At 40.4% G+C, this 18,438-nt stretch carries 20 protein-coding genes; all 20 read right to left on the reverse strand.

Annotated elements, in window-relative coordinates; genetic code table 11:
• Position 1 precedes the first annotated feature (1 nt).
• The 20 genes from neuC to MTT09_RS08910 all read right to left on the reverse strand — a co-directional run bounded on the left by neuC (position 2) and on the right by MTT09_RS08910 (position 18,309).
• Positions 2-1,159 (reverse strand): UDP-N-acetylglucosamine 2-epimerase, encoded by a 1,158-nt coding sequence (gene neuC, locus MTT09_RS08815; RefSeq protein ID WP_429803559.1) that lies wholly within the window; start codon positions 1,157-1,159, stop codon positions 2-4.
• Positions 1,156-2,157, reverse strand: a complete 1,002-nt coding sequence (gene neuB, locus MTT09_RS08820; protein WP_429803560.1) for an N-acetylneuraminate synthase — start codon at positions 2,155-2,157, stop codon at positions 1,156-1,158. The genes neuC and neuB overlap by 4 nt, the downstream gene beginning before the upstream one ends.
• A 24-nt stretch (positions 2,158-2,181) precedes the next feature.
• Positions 2,182-2,793 (reverse strand): NeuD/PglB/VioB family sugar acetyltransferase, encoded by a 612-nt coding sequence (locus tag MTT09_RS08825; protein WP_429803561.1) that lies wholly within the window; start codon positions 2,791-2,793, stop codon positions 2,182-2,184.
• A 2-nt stretch (positions 2,794-2,795) separates the two neighbouring features.
• Positions 2,796-3,947 (reverse strand): LegC family aminotransferase, encoded by a 1,152-nt coding sequence (locus MTT09_RS08830; RefSeq protein WP_429803562.1) that lies wholly within the window; start codon positions 3,945-3,947, stop codon positions 2,796-2,798.
• A complete protein-coding gene (locus MTT09_RS08835; protein ID WP_429803563.1) occupies positions 3,934-5,121 on the reverse strand; it encodes a UDP-N-acetylglucosamine 4,6-dehydratase in 1,188 nt (395 codons plus the stop codon). Before MTT09_RS08835 ends, MTT09_RS08830 begins: the two co-directional genes overlap by 14 nt.
• Positions 5,118-5,852, reverse strand: a complete 735-nt coding sequence (locus MTT09_RS08840) for an SAM-dependent methyltransferase (RefSeq protein ID WP_103641992.1) — start codon at positions 5,850-5,852, stop codon at positions 5,118-5,120. The genes MTT09_RS08835 and MTT09_RS08840 overlap by 4 nt, the downstream gene beginning before the upstream one ends.
• 5 nt (positions 5,853-5,857) lie before the next feature.
• Complete coding sequence (gene argS, locus MTT09_RS08845; RefSeq protein ID WP_429803564.1) at positions 5,858-7,441, reverse strand: arginine--tRNA ligase; 1,584 nt, start codon at positions 7,439-7,441, stop codon at positions 5,858-5,860.
• Between the two features lie 9 nt (positions 7,442-7,450).
• A complete protein-coding gene (gene tatA / locus MTT09_RS08850; RefSeq protein WP_021087958.1) occupies positions 7,451-7,672 on the reverse strand; it encodes a twin-arginine translocase TatA/TatE family subunit in 222 nt (73 codons plus the stop codon).
• 51 nt (positions 7,673-7,723) lie between these two features.
• On the reverse strand, positions 7,724-8,335 hold the full coding sequence (gene gmk, locus MTT09_RS08855) for a guanylate kinase (RefSeq protein WP_009294763.1): 612 nt from the start codon (positions 8,333-8,335) through the stop codon (positions 7,724-7,726).
• Positions 8,336-9,892 carry a Highly acidic protein gene (locus MTT09_RS08860; protein WP_429803565.1) on the reverse strand — a complete coding sequence of 519 codons (1,557 nt, stop codon included), beginning with the start codon at positions 9,890-9,892 and terminating at the stop codon, positions 8,336-8,338.
• 56 nt (positions 9,893-9,948) lie between these two features.
• The gene (gene fliR, locus MTT09_RS08865; protein ID WP_429803566.1) at positions 9,949-10,710 is read right to left on the reverse strand and encodes a flagellar biosynthetic protein FliR; all 762 of its coding nucleotides are present in this window, start codon (positions 10,708-10,710) and stop codon (positions 9,949-9,951) included.
• Positions 10,711-10,798: 88 nt separating this feature from the next.
• Positions 10,799-11,443 carry an ABC transporter ATP-binding protein gene (locus MTT09_RS08870; protein ID WP_429803567.1) on the reverse strand — a complete coding sequence of 215 codons (645 nt, stop codon included), beginning with the start codon at positions 11,441-11,443 and terminating at the stop codon, positions 10,799-10,801.
• Complete coding sequence (gene tsf / locus MTT09_RS08875) at positions 11,443-12,507, reverse strand: translation elongation factor Ts (protein WP_194170733.1); 1,065 nt, start codon at positions 12,505-12,507, stop codon at positions 11,443-11,445. The genes MTT09_RS08870 and tsf overlap by 1 nt, the downstream gene beginning before the upstream one ends.
• Entirely contained in the window at positions 12,507-13,295 is a 789-nt protein-coding gene (gene rpsB / locus MTT09_RS08880; RefSeq protein ID WP_002941277.1) for a 30S ribosomal protein S2, read from the reverse strand. The genes tsf and rpsB overlap by 1 nt, the downstream gene beginning before the upstream one ends.
• 190 nt (positions 13,296-13,485) lie before the next feature.
• A complete protein-coding gene (gene iadA, locus MTT09_RS08885; RefSeq protein ID WP_429803568.1) occupies positions 13,486-14,625 on the reverse strand; it encodes a beta-aspartyl-peptidase in 1,140 nt (379 codons plus the stop codon).
• Positions 14,626-14,635: 10 nt separating this feature from the next.
• The gene (locus MTT09_RS08890; protein WP_002941393.1) at positions 14,636-14,845 is read right to left on the reverse strand and encodes a hypothetical protein; all 210 of its coding nucleotides are present in this window, start codon (positions 14,843-14,845) and stop codon (positions 14,636-14,638) included.
• Positions 14,835-15,554, reverse strand: a complete 720-nt coding sequence (locus MTT09_RS08895) for a polyphenol oxidase family protein (RefSeq protein WP_429803733.1) — start codon at positions 15,552-15,554, stop codon at positions 14,835-14,837. The genes MTT09_RS08890 and MTT09_RS08895 overlap by 11 nt, the downstream gene beginning before the upstream one ends.
• A gap of 10 nt (positions 15,555-15,564) precedes the next feature.
• On the reverse strand, positions 15,565-16,179 hold the full coding sequence (locus MTT09_RS08900) for a riboflavin synthase (RefSeq protein WP_103572033.1): 615 nt from the start codon (positions 16,177-16,179) through the stop codon (positions 15,565-15,567).
• 421 nt (positions 16,180-16,600) lie between these two features.
• Positions 16,601-17,443 carry a YwqG family protein gene (locus MTT09_RS08905; RefSeq protein WP_429803569.1) on the reverse strand — a complete coding sequence of 281 codons (843 nt, stop codon included), beginning with the start codon at positions 17,441-17,443 and terminating at the stop codon, positions 16,601-16,603.
• Between the two features lie 11 nt (positions 17,444-17,454).
• Entirely contained in the window at positions 17,455-18,309 is an 855-nt protein-coding gene (locus MTT09_RS08910) for a CbrC family protein (protein ID WP_429803570.1), read from the reverse strand.
• Positions 18,310-18,438: the final 129 nt, after the last annotated feature.

Here is an 18,438-nt window from a genome sequence, read left to right on the forward strand (position 1 = left end):
TTTATATCTTTACGTCATAAAATTTCTTTTTCAAAATACCTTCAAGCTTGGTCTCTTTTAAAATTTTAACCATTTTTTTACTTGGATTGCCACCATCATAGGGGTTTATCGTATCTTTTAAAGTTTGCTCAAATTCTTTTGAATATGCTCTTTTTATAGCAGCTAAAATTTCTTCTTTATCAGGCCTAACGTCTATCACACTGCTAGCTCGAGCACGTCCTTTTTGGCGGTCGCCTATATTTATGGTGGCCTTTTTAAAGCTTGGAACTTCCAAAAGGCCACTTGAGCTATTTCCTAGGACGATATCAACAAATTTGATCGCGCTTAGATATCTTAGCTGCCCAAGCGATGCAAAAGCCACTGCTTTTTGTGGGTTTTCGCTCACATACTCATCTATCATTTTATTTATCACATCGCTATCTGTATCGCTATTTGCTTTTGTGAAGATAAAATTTGTTTCCTCTAGTTCATCAAGTGCTTTTAAAAGCTCATTAAACTGCTCTCTTGCACTACTATTTTCAAGTGTAGCTGGGTGAAAAGTGATGAGGATATTTTTTTTAGCAAGCTTAAATTTTATAGACTTTTCAAACTCATCTTTGTTTAGTAAATTTAGCTTTTTTATATTTTCTATGCCAGGGCCGCCGACATTAAAAACTCTACTAGGCTCTTCGCCAAGCTGAATTATGCGGTTTGCGTACTCGTTTGTAGCTGCAAAATGTATATGGCTCATCTTTGTTATGCTGTGTCTAAAAGCCTCGTCAAACGCACCTTGCGTGGTCTCACCGCCATGGATATGTGCTATTGGTATCTGTATGATACTAGCCACGCCTGCTACTCCAAATATCTCATATCTATCGCCAAGAAGCACTAATATATCAGGTTTAAGCTCGGCTAGTGCCGGAGCAAATTTCTCATAAACTCTTGCCATCTCAGCGCAAATATCAAGACTTGTATGAGAACTACTTAAAATTTCTATCTTTTTATCTATCTTAAATTCTTTTTCTATCTCTTTGTATGTTAGTCCAAACTCAGGGCTTAGGTGCATACCAGTGACAATAAGCTGAAGCTTAAGCTCACTATCTGCCTCGATCTCTTTTAAGAGCCAGTAAAGCAGGCCATATTCAGCTCTGGTGCTTGTCACTACACAAATTTTTCTCATATCAGTTCATCTTGTTTATAGTCTTTTTGTGAAATTTGCCCGACCACCTCATCCCACCTCATAGGATTTATGCCATCTCCTGGGCGTTTTACGCAGATATTTTGCTCGCTAAAAATTTCACCCTTTTTTATATCACATTTTGCCACGATCGACTTTCTAGCTATTTTGATATTTTCACTCTCGCTTTTGCTAAAGTGTTTTAGCCCACCACCAAGTGCTAGCTCAATATTTCTAATGCCCCTAACCATAGCCGTTAGCTCGTCTGGCTCAAGACTAGCCTTGTGATCAGGTCCAGGCAGGCTCTTATCAAGCGTAAAGTGCTTTTCTATAATCTTTGCACCCATAGCAACCGCTGCGATATCGACCTCGATGCCAATGGTATGATCGCTATATCCGACCTCAAGCCCAAAGGCATTTTTAAGAGTTATCATCGCCTTTAAATTTACATCCTTCATCGGCGTTGGGTACTGCGTATTTGCATGTAGAAGGCTTATATTTTCACGTTTTGTGCCACTTTTTACAAGTGCTTCTATCGCGGCTTCCACCTCGCCTAAATTTGCCATGCCAGTTGAGAGAATGATCTTTTTATTAAGCCCACCTATCTGCCTAAGATAAGGTAAATTTGTTATCTCGCCACTTGGGATCTTAAATGTACTAAGCCCCAGCTCATCAAGAAGCTTTATGCTATCGCTATCAAAAGGAGTTGAGAGAAAAGTGATATTTTTTTCTTTGCAGTAGGCTATAAGCTCTTTATGCGTGTTCTCATCTAGCTCAAGCTTTTTTATCATCTCAAACTGGCTTTCATTTTTATCGGTAGTTTCTTTTTGATAGCTAGCCTTTTGCGCGTTTTTTGAAACTAGATTTTGAGCTTTAAAGGTTTGAAATTTCACTGCATCAGCGCCGGCTTTGGCTGCCACGTCGATCAGTTTTTTAGCTAAATTTATATCACCATTGTGATTAACCCCAGCCTCAGCTATGATAAAAACTCTATTTGACATCAAATTTCCTTTAAAATGCTAGTTTTACGCCTTTATAAAAGCGTTTTTCTCCAAGCTTCTCATCACGCTAGTTCCGCCGCCTATGATAGAATTTTCGCCTATCACTATATACTCTTTGCTAGTTGCATTGCTACCAAAAAAACTCCCATCCTGCACGACAACGCCGCCATTTACCACACTTGCTGTTGAGATATGGCAATGATCGCCGATAGTTGCGTCATGCTCCACAAGTGCCTTTGTATTTATGATGCAGTTTTTACCGACACTTGCACCAGCGTTGATCAAGGCATGATGCATCACAACCGTTCCCTCGCCTACACTTGCATGCTTTGAAATATACGCAAGCGAAGAGATAATGACTGGAAGGCCAAAACCTATCTCTTTTAGTAGCGCAAACAGCCTTTTTCTAGGCTCACTGCTTTTTATCTGCCCAACCGTCACCACAGCATTTTTGCATGATTTAAAAACCTCAGCCAGATCATCATCGCTACCTATGATCTCATAGCCAAGCACCTTTTTGCCAATATTTTCTGCCGTATCTATGATACCAATTATATTAAATTTAGCTTCGCTCTCGATAACATCTATCACACTCTTGCAGTGCCCACCGCCACCTACCAAAACTATATCTTGCACGGCTAAACTCTTGCGCTACTTGGGATATTTACTATCCTGTCGCTTAGAAATTTAGCATTTTTTAGCTCATCTCTTTGACAGTCTTTAAACATATCAAGCTCGTTCATGAGCTGCCAGATAGGACGCGTAAAAACACCATTTTCATTACTAAATTTCAAAAACTCATCTCGTTTTTCACGGCTCTCAAAAAGCACCGCGTTTAGCCAAAAATTTGACTTAGCGTCCGTTGGCTCATCTATAAATTTCACATCATCAAATTTAGAAAAATACTCTTTATAAATCATCGCAAGCTCGCGTTTGCTCTTTAAAAATAGTTCCAAATTTTCAAGCTGCGCCACGAGCAGAGCTGCATTTAAATTTGGCAAGCGATAGTTGTAGCCGATCTCGCTATGACGATACTCAAAAGGATGTGGCACCTTGGCCGTTGTGGTGATAAATTTAGCGTGCTTTGCTATCTCCTCATCGTTTGTGATGATAGCTCCGCCACCTCCGCTTGTGACTATCTTATTGCCATTAAAGCTCATCGCAGCAAGCTTGCCAAAATTCCCTGTATGAGAGCCTTTGTAGTAGCTGCCAAGGCTCTCAGCACAGTCCTCCACCAAAGCGATGTTCCAACGCTTGCAAATTTCAGCTATCTCATCTATCTTGCAAGGTAGTCCAAAAGTGTGCATAGGTACGCAAGCACGCACTATCCTGCCGCTAGTTTTATTGACACATTTGCCGCCTTTTAGCTCGCAGTTTTTCTCTAAAAATGCACTAAGTGACGCTGGCGACATGCCAAGCGTATCAAGATCAACGTCCACAAAAACCGGCTTTGCAAAAAGGTAGCTAATGGCGTTGCAAGTGGCTATAAAAGTAACTGGCTGCGTGATCACTTCGTCATTTTGCTCTACGCCAGCTAGTTTTAGGCAGATGTGAAGCGCCGAGGTGCCATTTGTCGTGGCAACTGCAAATTTAGCACCTACCATTTGAGCTAGCTTACTCTCAAACTCATCGACAAATTTGCCGACACTTGAGACAAAGCTAGAGTCGATGCACTCAAGTAGATATTTTTTCTCATTGCCTATAAATTTAGGCTCGTGAAGTGGGACTTTGTCCTTGCAAAAAGTGCTTTTTATAAATTTCAAAACCTCGTCAAAATCACATCTTTTCATCGAGATATTTTCCTGTTTCTTTATGCATAAAATTTGGTATGAGCTCGAAAACTTCGTGTAAAATATCCTCTTTGCTCCATGTCAAGCTTGATTTTAAATTTAAGATATTGTTTTTGAAAATTTCTAGCTTTTCGCTATCAAAATTTGCATCATTTTTGACTATGCCGATGTTTTGAAGTCTTTGCATATCAAGTCTCTCGCCGTCAACGAAAAACTCCTCGTAGTCCTTCTCTCCAGTCGTGTCGCTAGGCGCAAAAAGACAAGGATAAAAGCCATCTTTTGGAAGCACTTTTGCAAGCTTTCTGGCCTCCTCCTCATTTTCGCATAAAAATGGCTCGTAGCCTAAATTTGCCAAGTACCGCTTGGCTATCTCGCTAAATGTTATAAGGTCTAAATTTTCATCTAGTTTTGGGAAAAATATATCTCTATTTTCGCCAAAAATAGTGCTTAAAAGGCAGAGTTCACCGCTCTCTTTTGGCGTTAAAAAGTAGCGTTTAACGTCGTTTGGAGCGACTATGGGCTGAGCCTTTTCTATGCGTTTTTGAAAACCAAAAAGAAGCGAGCCGTCGCTAAATGCCACGTTTGCAAACCTAGCCATCGAGACGTCGATCTCTAAAGAGTGCCTAAACGCAAACATCTCCATGATGCGCTTGCTAGCTCCCATTAAATTTACAGGGTTTGCGGCCTTGTCGGTGCTGACACAAAAATATTTTTTTGACTTCATATTGCAAGCTTGTGCTAGCGTTTTATCGGTGTTAAAGATATTTGTTTCAAGCATCCTCATGAGTGTAAACGGATCTTTTTCGCTTCTAACGTGCTTTAGCGCTGATAAATTTAACACGTAGTCAAATCCACCACTTTGCGCCAAAAGTGCGTCAAATTCGGCACTTGCAACATCTATAGCAAAAGTTTTAAAGTCGCCATTTATATATCCAAACTCGCTTCTTATGTCACGTACTAGCTCGACAAGGTTGTTTTCAGAGATGTCGACGACGTAGAGTTTTTTGGGGTCTCTTATAAAGATCTCTTTTGTCACGGCAGAGCCTATAGACCCTGCCCCACCGATAACTAGAAAGGAAGAAGTGTTAATTATTTTTTTTAACTCATTTCCTAGTTTCAATAAATCTTGTAAAAAAAGATGGTTTTTTCTACCTATTAGGTCTAAAATATTCATATATTTTTCACTACTAGAATATCTTCTCTAGTATGATTTAAAGGTAGATCATCCGACTGTTCTAGCAAATAAGTCTCACATCCCATAGAGCGATACCTTTGAAGTATAAAAAAAACCATACTATCGTCAAAACAAAGTGGTTCTGGCTTATTCCAACAAATATCTGGTACAGAATCAGAATGTGACCATTTTTTATGAAATTCACAACCAGACACAGATGAGAGAAACCGCTTTTTCTTACTTATATTTTGAATATCTCCAATCAGCATTCTCCCTCCTGTATCTTTAAGAAGCTGTATACATTCGTCCAAAAATCTTACATAGTTAGAATGATAAACAACTAGTTGCAAAACAGAATAAACAATAATATAGTCAACTTTTGAATACAACTGACCATAATCGTAATTGTATGGAAATTCATATGGAATTTTATTTATAAAAGGTTCATTTGGTAAATTATCTAGCATTTCTTTCGAATCAACTAAATATAAAATGAAGTTATTTTGCTTAGAATATTCTATGAGAGATCTAACAGGACCAGAACAACCACACCCAATATCCATTATAATTTTTGATCCTTTAGATTCTTGCTTTATTTTTAATTTGTTTAAAATATCCGGAAAAATATTTGCCTCTGTTTCCTTTCTATGTAAATTAGAAAACCCAACTTTTTCTATATTATTTAGAGAAGTATTTTGGGCCATTTCTTTAAAATCATTAAAACTTAACATAGTAATTACATCCTTTCTTTAGCTGTGATACCCATTATATTAAATGCTGTTTTTATCGAGACAGCAACGACTGCAAAGACTTTTAACAAGCTATCTTCATTTTCATTTCCAACCACGCGGTTTTCATTATAAAATTTATGAAAGCTAGCAGCCAGCGACTTTAGATAGTCTGGTATCTTTTGAAGCTGTCTTGAGATAAAAGCGTCTTCTAAAATTTCAGGCAATATCAGTGCTTCAAAAAGTAAATTTTTAGCATTTTCATCTAGGCATTCAAAGTCTGCATTTATCACGTCACTAACGCTTTTTCCAGCCTTTGCAAAGATCTGATTTATCCTAGCGTGAGCGTAATTTATATAAAAAATAGGGTTTGAGCTATCCTCTTTTTTAAGCTCATCTACGTCAAATTCCAAACTACTCGTATTTGCCTTGCTTATAAAGATAAATCTAAGCGCCTCAGCACCGATCTCACACGCGATATCGCTCATCAGCACAGCATTGCCAGCGCGCTTGCTCATTTTGTATGGCTTGCCCTCTTTTAACAGGCTAACCATCTGCATAAGTATCACTTCAAGCCTATTTTCGTCGTATCCAAGGAAATTTATCGCAGCCTTTAGCCTTGCGATATATCCGTGGTGATCCGCGCCCCAAATGTTTATATAGTGGTCAAAATTTTTCTCAAATTTAGCGTTATGATAGATGATGTCGCCAGCTAGATATGTCGGTCTGCCGTCATTTCTAACCACAACCCTATCGTTATCGTCACCAAGTGTGGTAGAAGCGATATAGGTAGCGCCCTCTTTTTCATACATTTGATTTGAACGTTTTAGCTTTTCTATAGTTGGCTCCAGGCGGTCGTAAAGTGCTTTTTCGCTGGCCCAGCTCTCTATAAAAATGCCAACATCAGCCAAGTCTTTTTTAATGATCTCAAGCACGATATCCTTGCCAAACTCGGCAAGCTCAAGGTTTCTGCTCTCGTCATAAAAAATTTCCTTGCCAAATTTCTCATTTGCAAGCTTAGCGATATCTAAAATATAATCCCCGCGGTAGTATTTCTCCGGATAGACGACACTTTCGTTAAAAAGCTGCTCTTTAGCCGCAAGTGATATCGATGTGCCAAGCAGATCTATTTGATTACCCGCATCGTTTATATAGTATTCTGTTGAGATGGCGTAGCCAAGTCTTTTGCCAAGTCTAGCCAAAGTATCGCCATAAACTGCACCTCTAACGTGTCCGATGTGAAGCGGTCCAGTCGGATTTGCGCTGATGTATTCTATTAAATAGCTGTCTTTTTTCGCATCTTCTTTTGCAAAATTTTCGCTATCTAGCAAAATTTGCTTTGAAATTTCATCTAAAAATTCACTCTTAAGCTTGAAATTTAAGTAACCATTTACCGCGCTAGCTTCAACTATCTTACTATCACTAAATTTATCAGCAAACTCGCTAGCTATCATAGCTGGAGACTTTCTTAGCTCTTTTGCGAGGCTAAAAAGCGGCGTCGCATAGTGGGCTAAATTTTTATCCTTTGGCTTTTCAAGCACAAATTCTCGCTCTAAAACCTTTGAAATTTCAGCTTTTACTTTATCTTTCAACTCTAAAACCTACGCGTTTTTAGTTGTTTCTTCTATCTTTTGACTAGCTGCACTCTCTTCTTTATGCTCGACTTTTTCGCTTTTTTCAGGGGTTGTGTCCTCCATCTCAGCTTTAAAAGTCTTTATGCCTTTGCCTAGTCCTTTCGCAAGCTCTGGGATCTTCTTTGCTCCAAAAAGTAATACAATGATCGCCAAAACGATCAACCAGTGGCCAATACTAAAAGAACCCATCTTTTCTCCTTATCAAATTTTCTCAAAATATTATCATAAATTCCTGAATTTCTAACAATCTATCCACTCGTCGATGACGTTTCTTAAGTTAATCTTAGCACTTTTTAACCTCATCGCCCGGAGGATTGATTTTAGCCCTTTATAGCTCTTTTCTATATCATCATTTACTAAAAAATAATCATACTCTAAAATATGCTCCATCTCTCCAACTGCGTTCATTAAGCGATTTTCTATTGTTTCGTCACTATCTGTTCCGCGGTTTTTCAAGCGTCTTTTTAGCTCTTTTTTATTCGCAGTTGTGATGAAAACTGAAGTGATGTAGCTTTTAAATTTCTCAAGTGCGATGTGAAAGCCCTGCACATCGATGTCAAATATCACTATCTTTCCAGCTTCAAGTGCTGCTAAAACTGGCTTTAGGCTCGTGCCATAGTAGTTTTTATGCACCTGCGCCCACTCTAAAAACTCGCCCTTTTCTATGCCGCTTTTAAATTCATCTTCTTTTATAAAATAATAATCCACCCCATCAACTTCGCCTTCTCTTTTGGCTCTTGTTGTGCTTGAGATAGAAAAATATAGGTCTTTCTCCTCCTTTAAAAGACGGCCCAAAAGCGTGCTTTTACCGCTTCCACTAGGTCCTGAAACTACTAAAATTTGTCCTTGCAACTACTTTTCCTCGAAACTTATATTTATCTTGATGTTCATATCTTTTAGCACATCTCTTAGTGAGCTCTCATTTAGTGACTCGTGGACGTGTTTTGTGATCTTTTTAGTTAGCTCTTCTTTGTAGTCCTCTTTTGCATCATTTTTTGAGCTTGTTTGAGGTATATCTTTTAGTCCAAATGCCGCTAACATCGTATTTTCATCTATATCATCTATCGATGCCACGTCGAAATTTACCTCACTTGATGCCACGTCTTTGCTCTCTTCTTGTGCGTTTTCTTCTTGAGCATTTTCTTCTTCAAAAGTTTCATCCGCAAGACCTAGATCTTCTTTGGCTTCTGGCTCGCTAGCCTCTTCTAGCTCTTCTACTGGCATCTCACTAGAAGCGTTCTCGCTATCACTAGGCTCTAAATTTTCTAGCTCCTCACTTGAAATTTCATCTAGAGCCTCTTCTTCTATATCTTCTTCTGCTTTTTCATCATCTACTTGAATTTGCTCTTCATCGCCCTCAGAGATCTCATCTAAATTCTCCTCATCTTTAGGCTCATCTTCTAAATTTAGCTCATTTTCAAGGCTATCTTCATCATCAAATTTAGCTAGCTCGTCTAAATTTAGCTCTTCTTGCTCTAAATTTTGAACATCTAGCTCAGTATCGTCTAAATTTTTATTTTCTTCGTCAGCCTCTTCACTATTTAGCTCTTCATCAAGCGAATCAATCTCACTAAGCTCAAATTTACTCTGATCTATCTCATCAAGCTCGCCATCTACCTTCTCATCATCAACTAGGCCCACAACGTCATTTTGGCTAATAATATCATCTAAATTTTTATTTAGCTCTTCATCTGTTTCAGACTCTTCTGGCATATTTTCTATCTCATCGACAAGCGCGCTAAGCTCTGCTAGATCGCCATCTTTGCTCTCTTCGCTCTCATTTGCATCACTTATCGCTTCGCTAGTCTCTTCATCCACACTCTCATCAGCAAGATCTTCGCTAGCAAGCTCTTGTAGGTCCTCAAGCTCTTCTAAAGACTCCACATCGCTAGCTTCATTTTCCTCTTGCAAGTCACTCTCGTTAATCTCCTCGCTTGGGCTATCTATGCCACTTTCTAAAAGCTCTTTATCAAGATCTGCGAAATTTTCTAAATTTGTATCGATATCAGGCAGTTTAAACCCTGACATCTCGTCAAAATTTATAGCCTCGTCGCTAAAGTCGCCAAAGTCGCTTTCGCCCTGCTCACTAGCATTTTGCTCAGTAGCTGGCTCATCTTTTGGGATATTTTGCTCAAAAACACTTATAAATTCAGTCGGTAAAAATGGTTTTTCAAGCATCAAAGTAGCAAACTCTGGTTTGCTCTCGCCACGACTTGCTAGATACATCACCTTTTTATCTGTAGCTAGCTCGCTACTATCCACGTCACTGTCGATTATGATAAAGTCAAACTGAGCATCGTCAAATCCATTTAGATCCTCAAATTCGCTATATTCGGTACCGATTTTATTCAGACTTAAAGTTATCAGACGTGAAACTGCTGGATTTTTATTTATTAGAGCAACTTTCATCATCCCTCCTTGTAATAGTAAAAGCCTATTCTATGATAAATTTCATTGCTATTTTCTTAAAAAAACAGAGCCGGCAGATCATTTATCACTTTTAAAAGTAGGTCGCTCATGATCTTCATAATGCCTGCTAAAATGGCTATCAAAACGGAAAATCCGATCGTCACTTTGATAGGATAGCCGATGACTAGTAGGTTAAACTGCGGCATCGTCTTCATAAGCATGCCAAAGATAGAGTCTGAGAGCAAAGAGAGGGCGATGATAGGAAATGACATGATAAAGCCAAACATAAACAAATTTGTAAATAAATTTATCGCATAGCTCATGATACCAGGGCGTGGATAAAAGTCACCAAGTGGCACAACAGCAAGCGAGCTAGCGTAAAACTGAAGGAGCAAATGATGGCCGTCAAATGCCAAAAATGTAAGTAGCGCGATAAAATTTATAACGTTTGCTATGACTGGGGAGTTTGTGCCAGTTTGTGGATCAAGCACAGAGGCCATAGAAAAGCCCATGACCATCGAGATTTGCTCGCCCGCCATTTGAAGTGTGGCAAAGATGATGGTTAGCATAAGTCCAGCGCTTAGTCCTAGCATAACCTCGCCTAAGATCTCGCCGATTAAGAAATTTATAGAGTTTTCATGAGCTTTTGAGAGAGGAAAAAGCACGACGCAAAGGACAAAGACTAAAAGCGTTTTTACTGTAAGCGGGACTTGGTTGTGCGAGTAAAATGGAAAAAAAACGATGAGACCGCTTAGACGTGCAAATAAAAGCATAAAAACTATTGTCTTATCGGCTCCAAAAAATTCTACTAGTTCCATTTTGCTCTTTTAAATTTTTGCTAATTTTACAAAATTTTACTTTGTTTTTAAATTTATGTGGTCGTTTTTAGAAATTTGAAGCTAAATTTTAAGAAATTTGCTCAAGCTCTTTGTTCTCAAGCTTGTATGAGTTATCGCATTTTGCAGCTAGGTCGTTGTCGTGAGTGACTAGAACAAGGGCGGCGTTATTTTCATTTATGTAGTCAAATAAAACTTGCATCACTTCATTTGCCGTTTGCTTGTCAAGGTTGCCCGTTGGCTCGTCTGCAAAGATGATCTTTGGCTTTTTAGTAAGCACTCTAGCGATGCTGACACGCTGCTGCTGACCGCCGCTTAGCTCGCCAACTTTTTGATTTATGACGCTTGAAATTTTAAGCGCTTCAAGATCATTTTTTTCTATATTTTCGCCTGATAGTATGCTTGCAAGCTCGATATTTTCATAAGCGCTAAAACCTTTAAAAAGATAGTGCGACTGAAAAATAATACCAAAATGAAGCCTTCTAATGGCCAAAAGCTCGTTTTGAGAAAGCTCGTAGATCGATCTATTTTGGTAGATGACCTCGCCAAAATTTGGCTTTAAAAGTGTTGAAAGTATGTGCAGAAGCGTTGATTTGCCACAACCGCTAACGCCTGTTATCGCGATACTTTGTTTTTGATTGAGAGTTAAATTTATATTGTTAAAGAGCGTATAATCATACGCAAAACCTAGATTAGACGCTCTTAAAATTTCCATTAGCCTATTTGAGCAGCAACTTCTGCAGCAAAGTCATCTACTTTTTTCTCTAAGCCTTCGCCAAGCTCGAAACGAACGTATTTTACGATCTCGATCTTGCCGCCAAGCTCTTTGCTCTTCTCTTCGATAACTTGTTCGATAGTCTTTTTATCGTCCATTACATAAAACTGACCTAAAAGTGTAAGGCGTTGGTCAAGCACTGTGTTATCAGCATAAAATCTCTCGATCTTGCCAGGGATGATCTTGTCCCAAATTTTCTCAGGTTTGCCCTCAGCTTTTAGCTCTTCTTCGATCGCTTTTGTAGCTTTTGCAAGCTCAGCCTCACCTATCTGGCAGCGGCTAGCATACTCAGGGATGTGGTGAAGTGGCTTGCCTAGGCGTTTTAGCTCTTCATTATCTTTTTCAAGCTCAGCGCGAAGTGCGATAAATTCTTTCTCAACAAAATCTTTATCAAGGTCTTTGTAGCTTATAACGCTTGGCTTCATAGCAGCTGCGTGCATACATAAATTTCTTATAAATTCAGCTGCTTTGTTTGCAACTTCAGCACTTTCACAAGCTGCACCGATAAGCACGCCAACACGGCCATTTGAGTGAACATAGCCATTTACTACGCCCTTGTCATCAGCACTAATAGTCTCAAAGCGGCGAACTACAAGGTTTTCACCGATAGTTGCGATCTGAGTTTTGAAGTACTCTTCAAATTTAACACCGTTTAAAGTGCTTGTATTTAGCTCTTCAACTGTTTTTATGCCACTTGATTGGATGTGAGCTGTTGTGTCTTTTGCAAGCGCTTGAAACTGTGGGTTTCTAGCAACGAAGTCAGTCTCAGAGTTGATCTCACTGATAGTTGCTTTTTTGCATTTTGAGCAAACTTCAACGCTTACTAATCCCTCGCTTGCAAGGCGGTCAGCCTTTTTAGCAGCTTGACCTAGGCCTTTTTCACGAAGGATGTCAACAGCTTTTTCCATGTCACCATTTGCTTCGCCAAGTGCCTTTTTGCAGTCCATCATTCCAGCTCCGGTTGATTCGCGGAGCTCTTTTACCATTTGTGCAGTTATTTCCATTATTCTTCGTCCTCGCCAAAGTCTTCTTCACTCATAGCCTCAGCTACAACTGCGTCTTTCTCATCTTGGCTTACTTCTTCGCCAGCAGCTTGCTCGCCACCATCTTGCTCAAGAAGTGATTTGCCTTCGTTGATCGCCTCAGCCATCTCTTGGCAGAAAAGCTGAACAGAGCGGATCGCGTCATCGTTTCCTGGGATCGGATAATCAACAACGTCAGGATCGCAGTTTGTATCGATCGGTGCCACAACTGGGATTTTTAGGCGGTTAGCCTCTTGAACAGCGATCTTTTCTTTAACTGTATCAACAACAAATATCATATCAGGTAGGCTTTTCATATTGCGGATACCACCAAGAGTTGCGATAAGTTTCTCTTTTTTGCGGCGAAGCATCAAAGCCTCTTTTTTAGTTAGTAAATTTATCGAGCCATCTTCTTCCATAGTCTCGATAACTTCTAGCTTGCGGATAGACTGGCGGATAGTACCGAAGTTTGTCATCATACCACCTAACCAGCGGTGATTTACATAAGGCATTCCACATTTTTCAGCGTACTCTTTTATAGCGTCGATAGCTTGTTTTTTAGTACCAACAAATAGCACTGACTTGCCTTCAGCAGCTGCGTCACGAACGATGTTGTAAGTGTAGCGGAAGTAGCGGATAGTCTTTTGTAGATCTATAATATAGATACCTTTTCTCTCGCCAAAGATAAATTTCTTCATCTTTGGGTTCCAGCGGCGTGTTTGGTGACCAAAATGTACACCACACTCTAATAAATCTCTCATTGTTACCATGAGTTTCTCCTTGTTTTAGGCATTTTGCCTTGAATTTAGTTTTATCCTCCACGACCATTAATGCTTTCGCACAACCAAATTTAGGATTGTCGTGTGTGAAATAAAGCTTGGATTATATTGAAACTTGGCTTTATTGAAGCTAAATTTAAAGATTTCTTTAGCTACAAATAAAGCTCAAATTTCTTTAAATTTACTCAAAAAAGCCTTTTTTTACGACCTTTTCGTCTTTAACACAAAACTCGCCTTTTGCGATCACGTCGTATAAATTTAGCTCCTCGTCAAATACACAAAAATCAGCGTCATTGCCAACTTTTATCTCGCCTTTTTGGCTTAAATTTAGATATCTTGCCACGTTTTTGCCCATCACAGCCAAGGTATCTTCTATATTTAAAATTTTATTTCTTACCAAAGCTTGCAATACCTCTAAATTTGACGCACATGAGGCACAGCCATATCCGACAAGCTCGCCATTTTCGTTAAATTTAGGCACACTGCCGTTGCCATCTGAGCTCATCGTTAGGCGCTCTAAATTTAGTCCATTTTCAAGGCCGTAAGCCACCACCTCGTGAAGTGGTGCAAATTTACTTCCGCCGCTTGTGATATCGATGTTTCCGCCCATTTTTTGAAATTTCAAAGCCTCGTTAAACAGGTCTTTCGTCCTAGCGCAGTGCGTCGGCGAGAAGTAATGAACTGGGAATTCGTAGTCTTTTATCACCTTAAATACGTTATCAAATTTCTCGCTTAGTCCGCCCATGTGCATGTGAAGCACGCCGCCTTTTTTAGAGACCATGCCGCCTATGCGTATCTTGCTTAGTATCTTGATGAGCTCCTCTTTTGAGACGTAGCTGCCGCGGTTATCGGTTAGTGCGATCTTTACGCCGATCACTTTGTCGATTAGTATGAGATCCTTTGCGATGTCGCCGGTAAATGTCACACAGGGGCTTGCGTATGAGCCAGTGTGGATGAAGGTCGATATGCCCTCAAACTCGAGCGCTTTTGCTTTGGAGTAGAGATTTTCTAGGCTTCTAGTCACGCCATCAGTCCCCAAAACGCCAACAAGCGTCGTAGTGCCATATTTTACGATCTGGCTAAGCGTGATCTCAGGCGTTCTTGAGTGATATCCAGCCTCGCCGCCACCACCAGTGATATGCACGTGCTGATCAATGAGACCTGGAGCTAAAATTTTGCCCTTTAGGTCGTAAACGCTAAGCCCTTCTACGCTAAAGCTTAGCCCCTCGCCGATAGCTAAAATTTTACCGCCACCTACCAAAACATCGTGCTTGCCAAGAAATTTTGGCGTGTATAGATTAGCATTTTTAAGCAAAAGCATATTTTCTCCTTTATTTGCTAAGTTGTACTTTTTCTTCTATCTCCATCAGTTTTATAAAAATTTGCTCGATATTTTCCCTATCCACGGCGCTTAGCTCCATCTTTTTTGAGCTAAGTAGCATCTGCACAAACTCTTCATTCATAAGCTGCTCAAAGCCCAAATTTCTAGCATTTTGAGCTATTTTTGCCGCTAGTGGATTTTTAAAGCTCTCATATCCCATTTTTATCCTTAAATTTCACTGCAAATCCGCAAAATCTACCGCACACGCCGTCTCTTCGGTATGAAAAATATCTCTCATCGCAGTGCGTGCAGACCTCGCTAAAGTTTAGATTTTTAACCCCAAGTGCCTTAAATTCATCCCTTAAGGCTGCGTTCATATCAAAATTTCTACCTATCTTATATGCATTAAATTCCCCAAGGTCAAGCTCGCCCACCTCGTAGCAGCCGCCTTTTATATTTGCTCCGACAAAGACGCTGATCTCGCCCGCTCTTGAGCCAAATTTCTCGCCCATGAGCATAACGGCTTTTGTACAAATTTTTAGCGTCACGCCAGCTCTGCCAGCATGAGCCACGCAGATAGCGCCCTGCCTCTCATCTATCATCACAACCGGCGAGCAGTCAGCCACCAAAACGCAGATGCCAACATCGCTTAAATTTGTGATCACAGCGTCGCACTCTGGCAGCTCGTCCTCCTCGTTTTCAAGGACAAAAACCTTGTCCGAGTGGATCTGCTTCATAAACTTAAGCTGCCTAACGCCTAAATTTCTAGCCAAAATTTCTCTATTTTTTATGACATCTCCTAGCTCATCGCCCACGTGATCGCCTAAATTTAACGAGCTAAATTTAGCTTCACTCACGCCGCCAAGCCTGTTTGTAAAGCCAGCTACTATGCCATTTTTATCAAAAACGATCTCTAAATTTTCACGCATCTTCGCTCGCTTAGTAGAGGCTTGAAATTCTCTCGACCTCGTCCCAGCTAAGGCCGCCATTTTGCTTAGCCTCAAGCATCCTAGCCACGTAGCGAGCCAGCAAGTCGCTCTCGATATTTACGCGCCTGCCGACCTTAAAAGTGCCAAAAAGGCTATCTCTAAACGTGATCGGTATGATCGTTAGCCTTATGCCCTTTGGCAAAATTTCATTTATCGTAAGGCTCACGCCCTCAACGCCCACCGAGCCCTTGTTTGCCATCAGAGCCATCGCCTCACGTGGCAAGTCGATGTAAAAATCAACGCCGTTTTCATGCTTTTTTATGGCCGAGATCACGCCGATAAAGTCGATGTGCCCTTGCATCAAATGCCCATCTACGCGCTCTCCAAGCTTCATAGCGGGCTCGATATGTACTAGGCCACTTAAATTTTCAACCGCGACATTTGCCCTGCTCTCTGCGCTAAGCTCCACGCTAAAGCCATCATCATATAGTTTTATGACACTTAAGCAAGCGCCATTTACTGCGATGCTGTCGCCTAAATTTGGGCGAAATTTAGCCTTTAGCCGTAAAACATTTTGCGAGTAGCTAATGACCTCGGCAAGCTCCCTGATTAAGCCATTAAACATATTTTGCCTTTAAATTTTTTAAGGATTTTACTAAATTTTGCCTAAATTTGGCGCATGGATAGACTTGCTAGTTTTGTGAAATTTAGAAGGTATAAAGGCTAAATATCACAACTGACATTAAGATAGGTTTTGAGCGGTCACGCAAAAAACAAAAAACGCGAGTGCAACCTAGGAAAAGAATGTAAAAATGCTGGCAAATTAGCGATGAGCCACTAGTTTGGTAGCAAAAACTTTTTATAAGATAAATTTAATTGGCAGCAAATTATAAAAAATTAAATTTGATCTAGCCAGTATAAATTTCATCTGCCATTTGCCTTTAAATTTACACGCTCTAATCGCAAAATTTAGATAGCTCGCAAAAAACAGCAATAATAATTTTACTACCGGACGCATATCAAAAGCTTTTGGCTAAATTTCGCCCCTAGCTCGTCTGCAAAACTAGCCACGTCTTGCTAAAGTCGCGCGCCGCCAGGTCGTCCCTCTTTATCCACAGATAAACTCTGCCCTCTCCGTCCCAGTCCATGTCGCTATCCCAGTCGCTATCTATCTGCAAAAGCAGCTGCCACTGGGTGGCATTTTTCTCAAACTCCGCGATATTTGGGTGGTGATAAGCGCTACCATCGCCGCAGTCAAGGCCGTTTGCCACGAGCTCACACTCTAGCTCCATGCCATCTTGGATGTTGTCAGAGTGACCAAGGAGCTTGTTTTCTTTGGCCTGCCAGCTTGGCTCGATGATCTCGTGATATGCCTCCCACTGCTCCTCGCTGAATTTGCCAAATGGCACGAGTGAGCTTTGCAAACTTGGCAAATTTTGCTCGTTTTTAAAGCTAAGAGAGCGTACGCCAAATGTGAAATTTCCGCTATCCATGTTTTGGCGAGCAAGCTGGTCTTGAGCTGCCTCACTAAAGATCACAGCAAAGCCCTTTTTATCAGCAGGGTCGTAACCCCAAATGCGTAAATTTATATCATAAAAAAGATATAGAATGCCACTTTTTGGTAGTAACCCGTCGGTGTCAAATTTACTAGCTTCAGCAAAATTTATCTGCGCCACAAAGCTAAGCGCGCCGTTTTCATTTGACGGCCAAGGCACACTAGCTGGTAGATCTGGCTGTCCGCCAAATTTAGACGCTCCAACAGCGATATCACCGTCATCTTTAGCCTGCGTATCTATCTTTATAGCATTTTTAGCCATTGGCTTTAAAAACTCAAAAAGCTCATCCAAACCGCGCTCTTTGCAGCCTTTTGCAATTTCATTTAGATCCATATTTTCCCTTTCTAGCAAGCATCAATGTAGATATGATACTTTTTGCAGTGCAAGCAGCGAAACAAATACCCAGCAAAGTCGCCGCCCGCTACAAGCAGCTCGCGAGCCATTTTCGCGTCGTAATCGTCCCTTTTTGCGTAGTCATCAAAGACCTCATCTGCGATGCCAAGCTCCTCAAGCTCCTTAGTGCCCACATCGCCCAAAAATGCGCAATAATCATCACAGCACGCCACCCAGTGCTCGCCCTGCCAGCTCTCATAGCCAGGTGTTCTTCTAAAGAGCTCCTCGTCTTTTTTGGCGTCATCTGTGGTAAGCTTGTCGGCGCCCTGCACAAAGGTAGCGTCAAATTTCTTGGCAGCCTCGCCATTTGCGATGCAGGCTGGGCAAAGATAGGTGACGTCTTGCTCGCTATAGACGCCATTGTTGTAATAAATTTCTGTGTTTTTGCCGCAGCACTCGCAAATGACATTCATATCATCTTTAAATGCGCCAGTTTTTAATGGCTCTGGGTGATAGCGAAATTTTGGCAAGGTGGCAGCCTTTGCCTTTTGAGCTAAAATTTGCTCTTTGCTCTTTGGCCTTGGCACCGCCCATTTGTCGCCCTCATCCAAAAACTGCGCAAGGTAGCCAAGCGTTTTTAGCTGCTTTTTGTCGTTTTTATCGTGTATCTTTAAAAGTAGCTCGTAAGCACTCTTTTGCATAGACAAAAGTTGATAAATATCGACTAAAACGCTCTTTGCTTGCATATCCTCGCTTGCCTCAAGCTCTTCTTTGAACTGATACAAAGCCTCCACGCTCGCCGCATTGCCGTTATTTTTGTAGTAATCTTTTGAAAGCTTTATATATTTTTCTTGAAATTTATCCACAAATAGCCTTTATGAAATTTGCTAAGAATTTTAGCTTTAAAGACTTAAAAGTCGCATAGATGAGTTATTAAAATTTAAAAGAGTGGGATAAAAATATAAAATTGTTTAATTTTTAAAATTTAAAAAAAG

It is taken from the genome of Campylobacter concisus (assembly GCF_050447505.1).
GTDB classification, from domain to species: domain Bacteria; phylum Campylobacterota; class Campylobacteria; order Campylobacterales; family Campylobacteraceae; genus Campylobacter_A; species Campylobacter_A concisus_BP.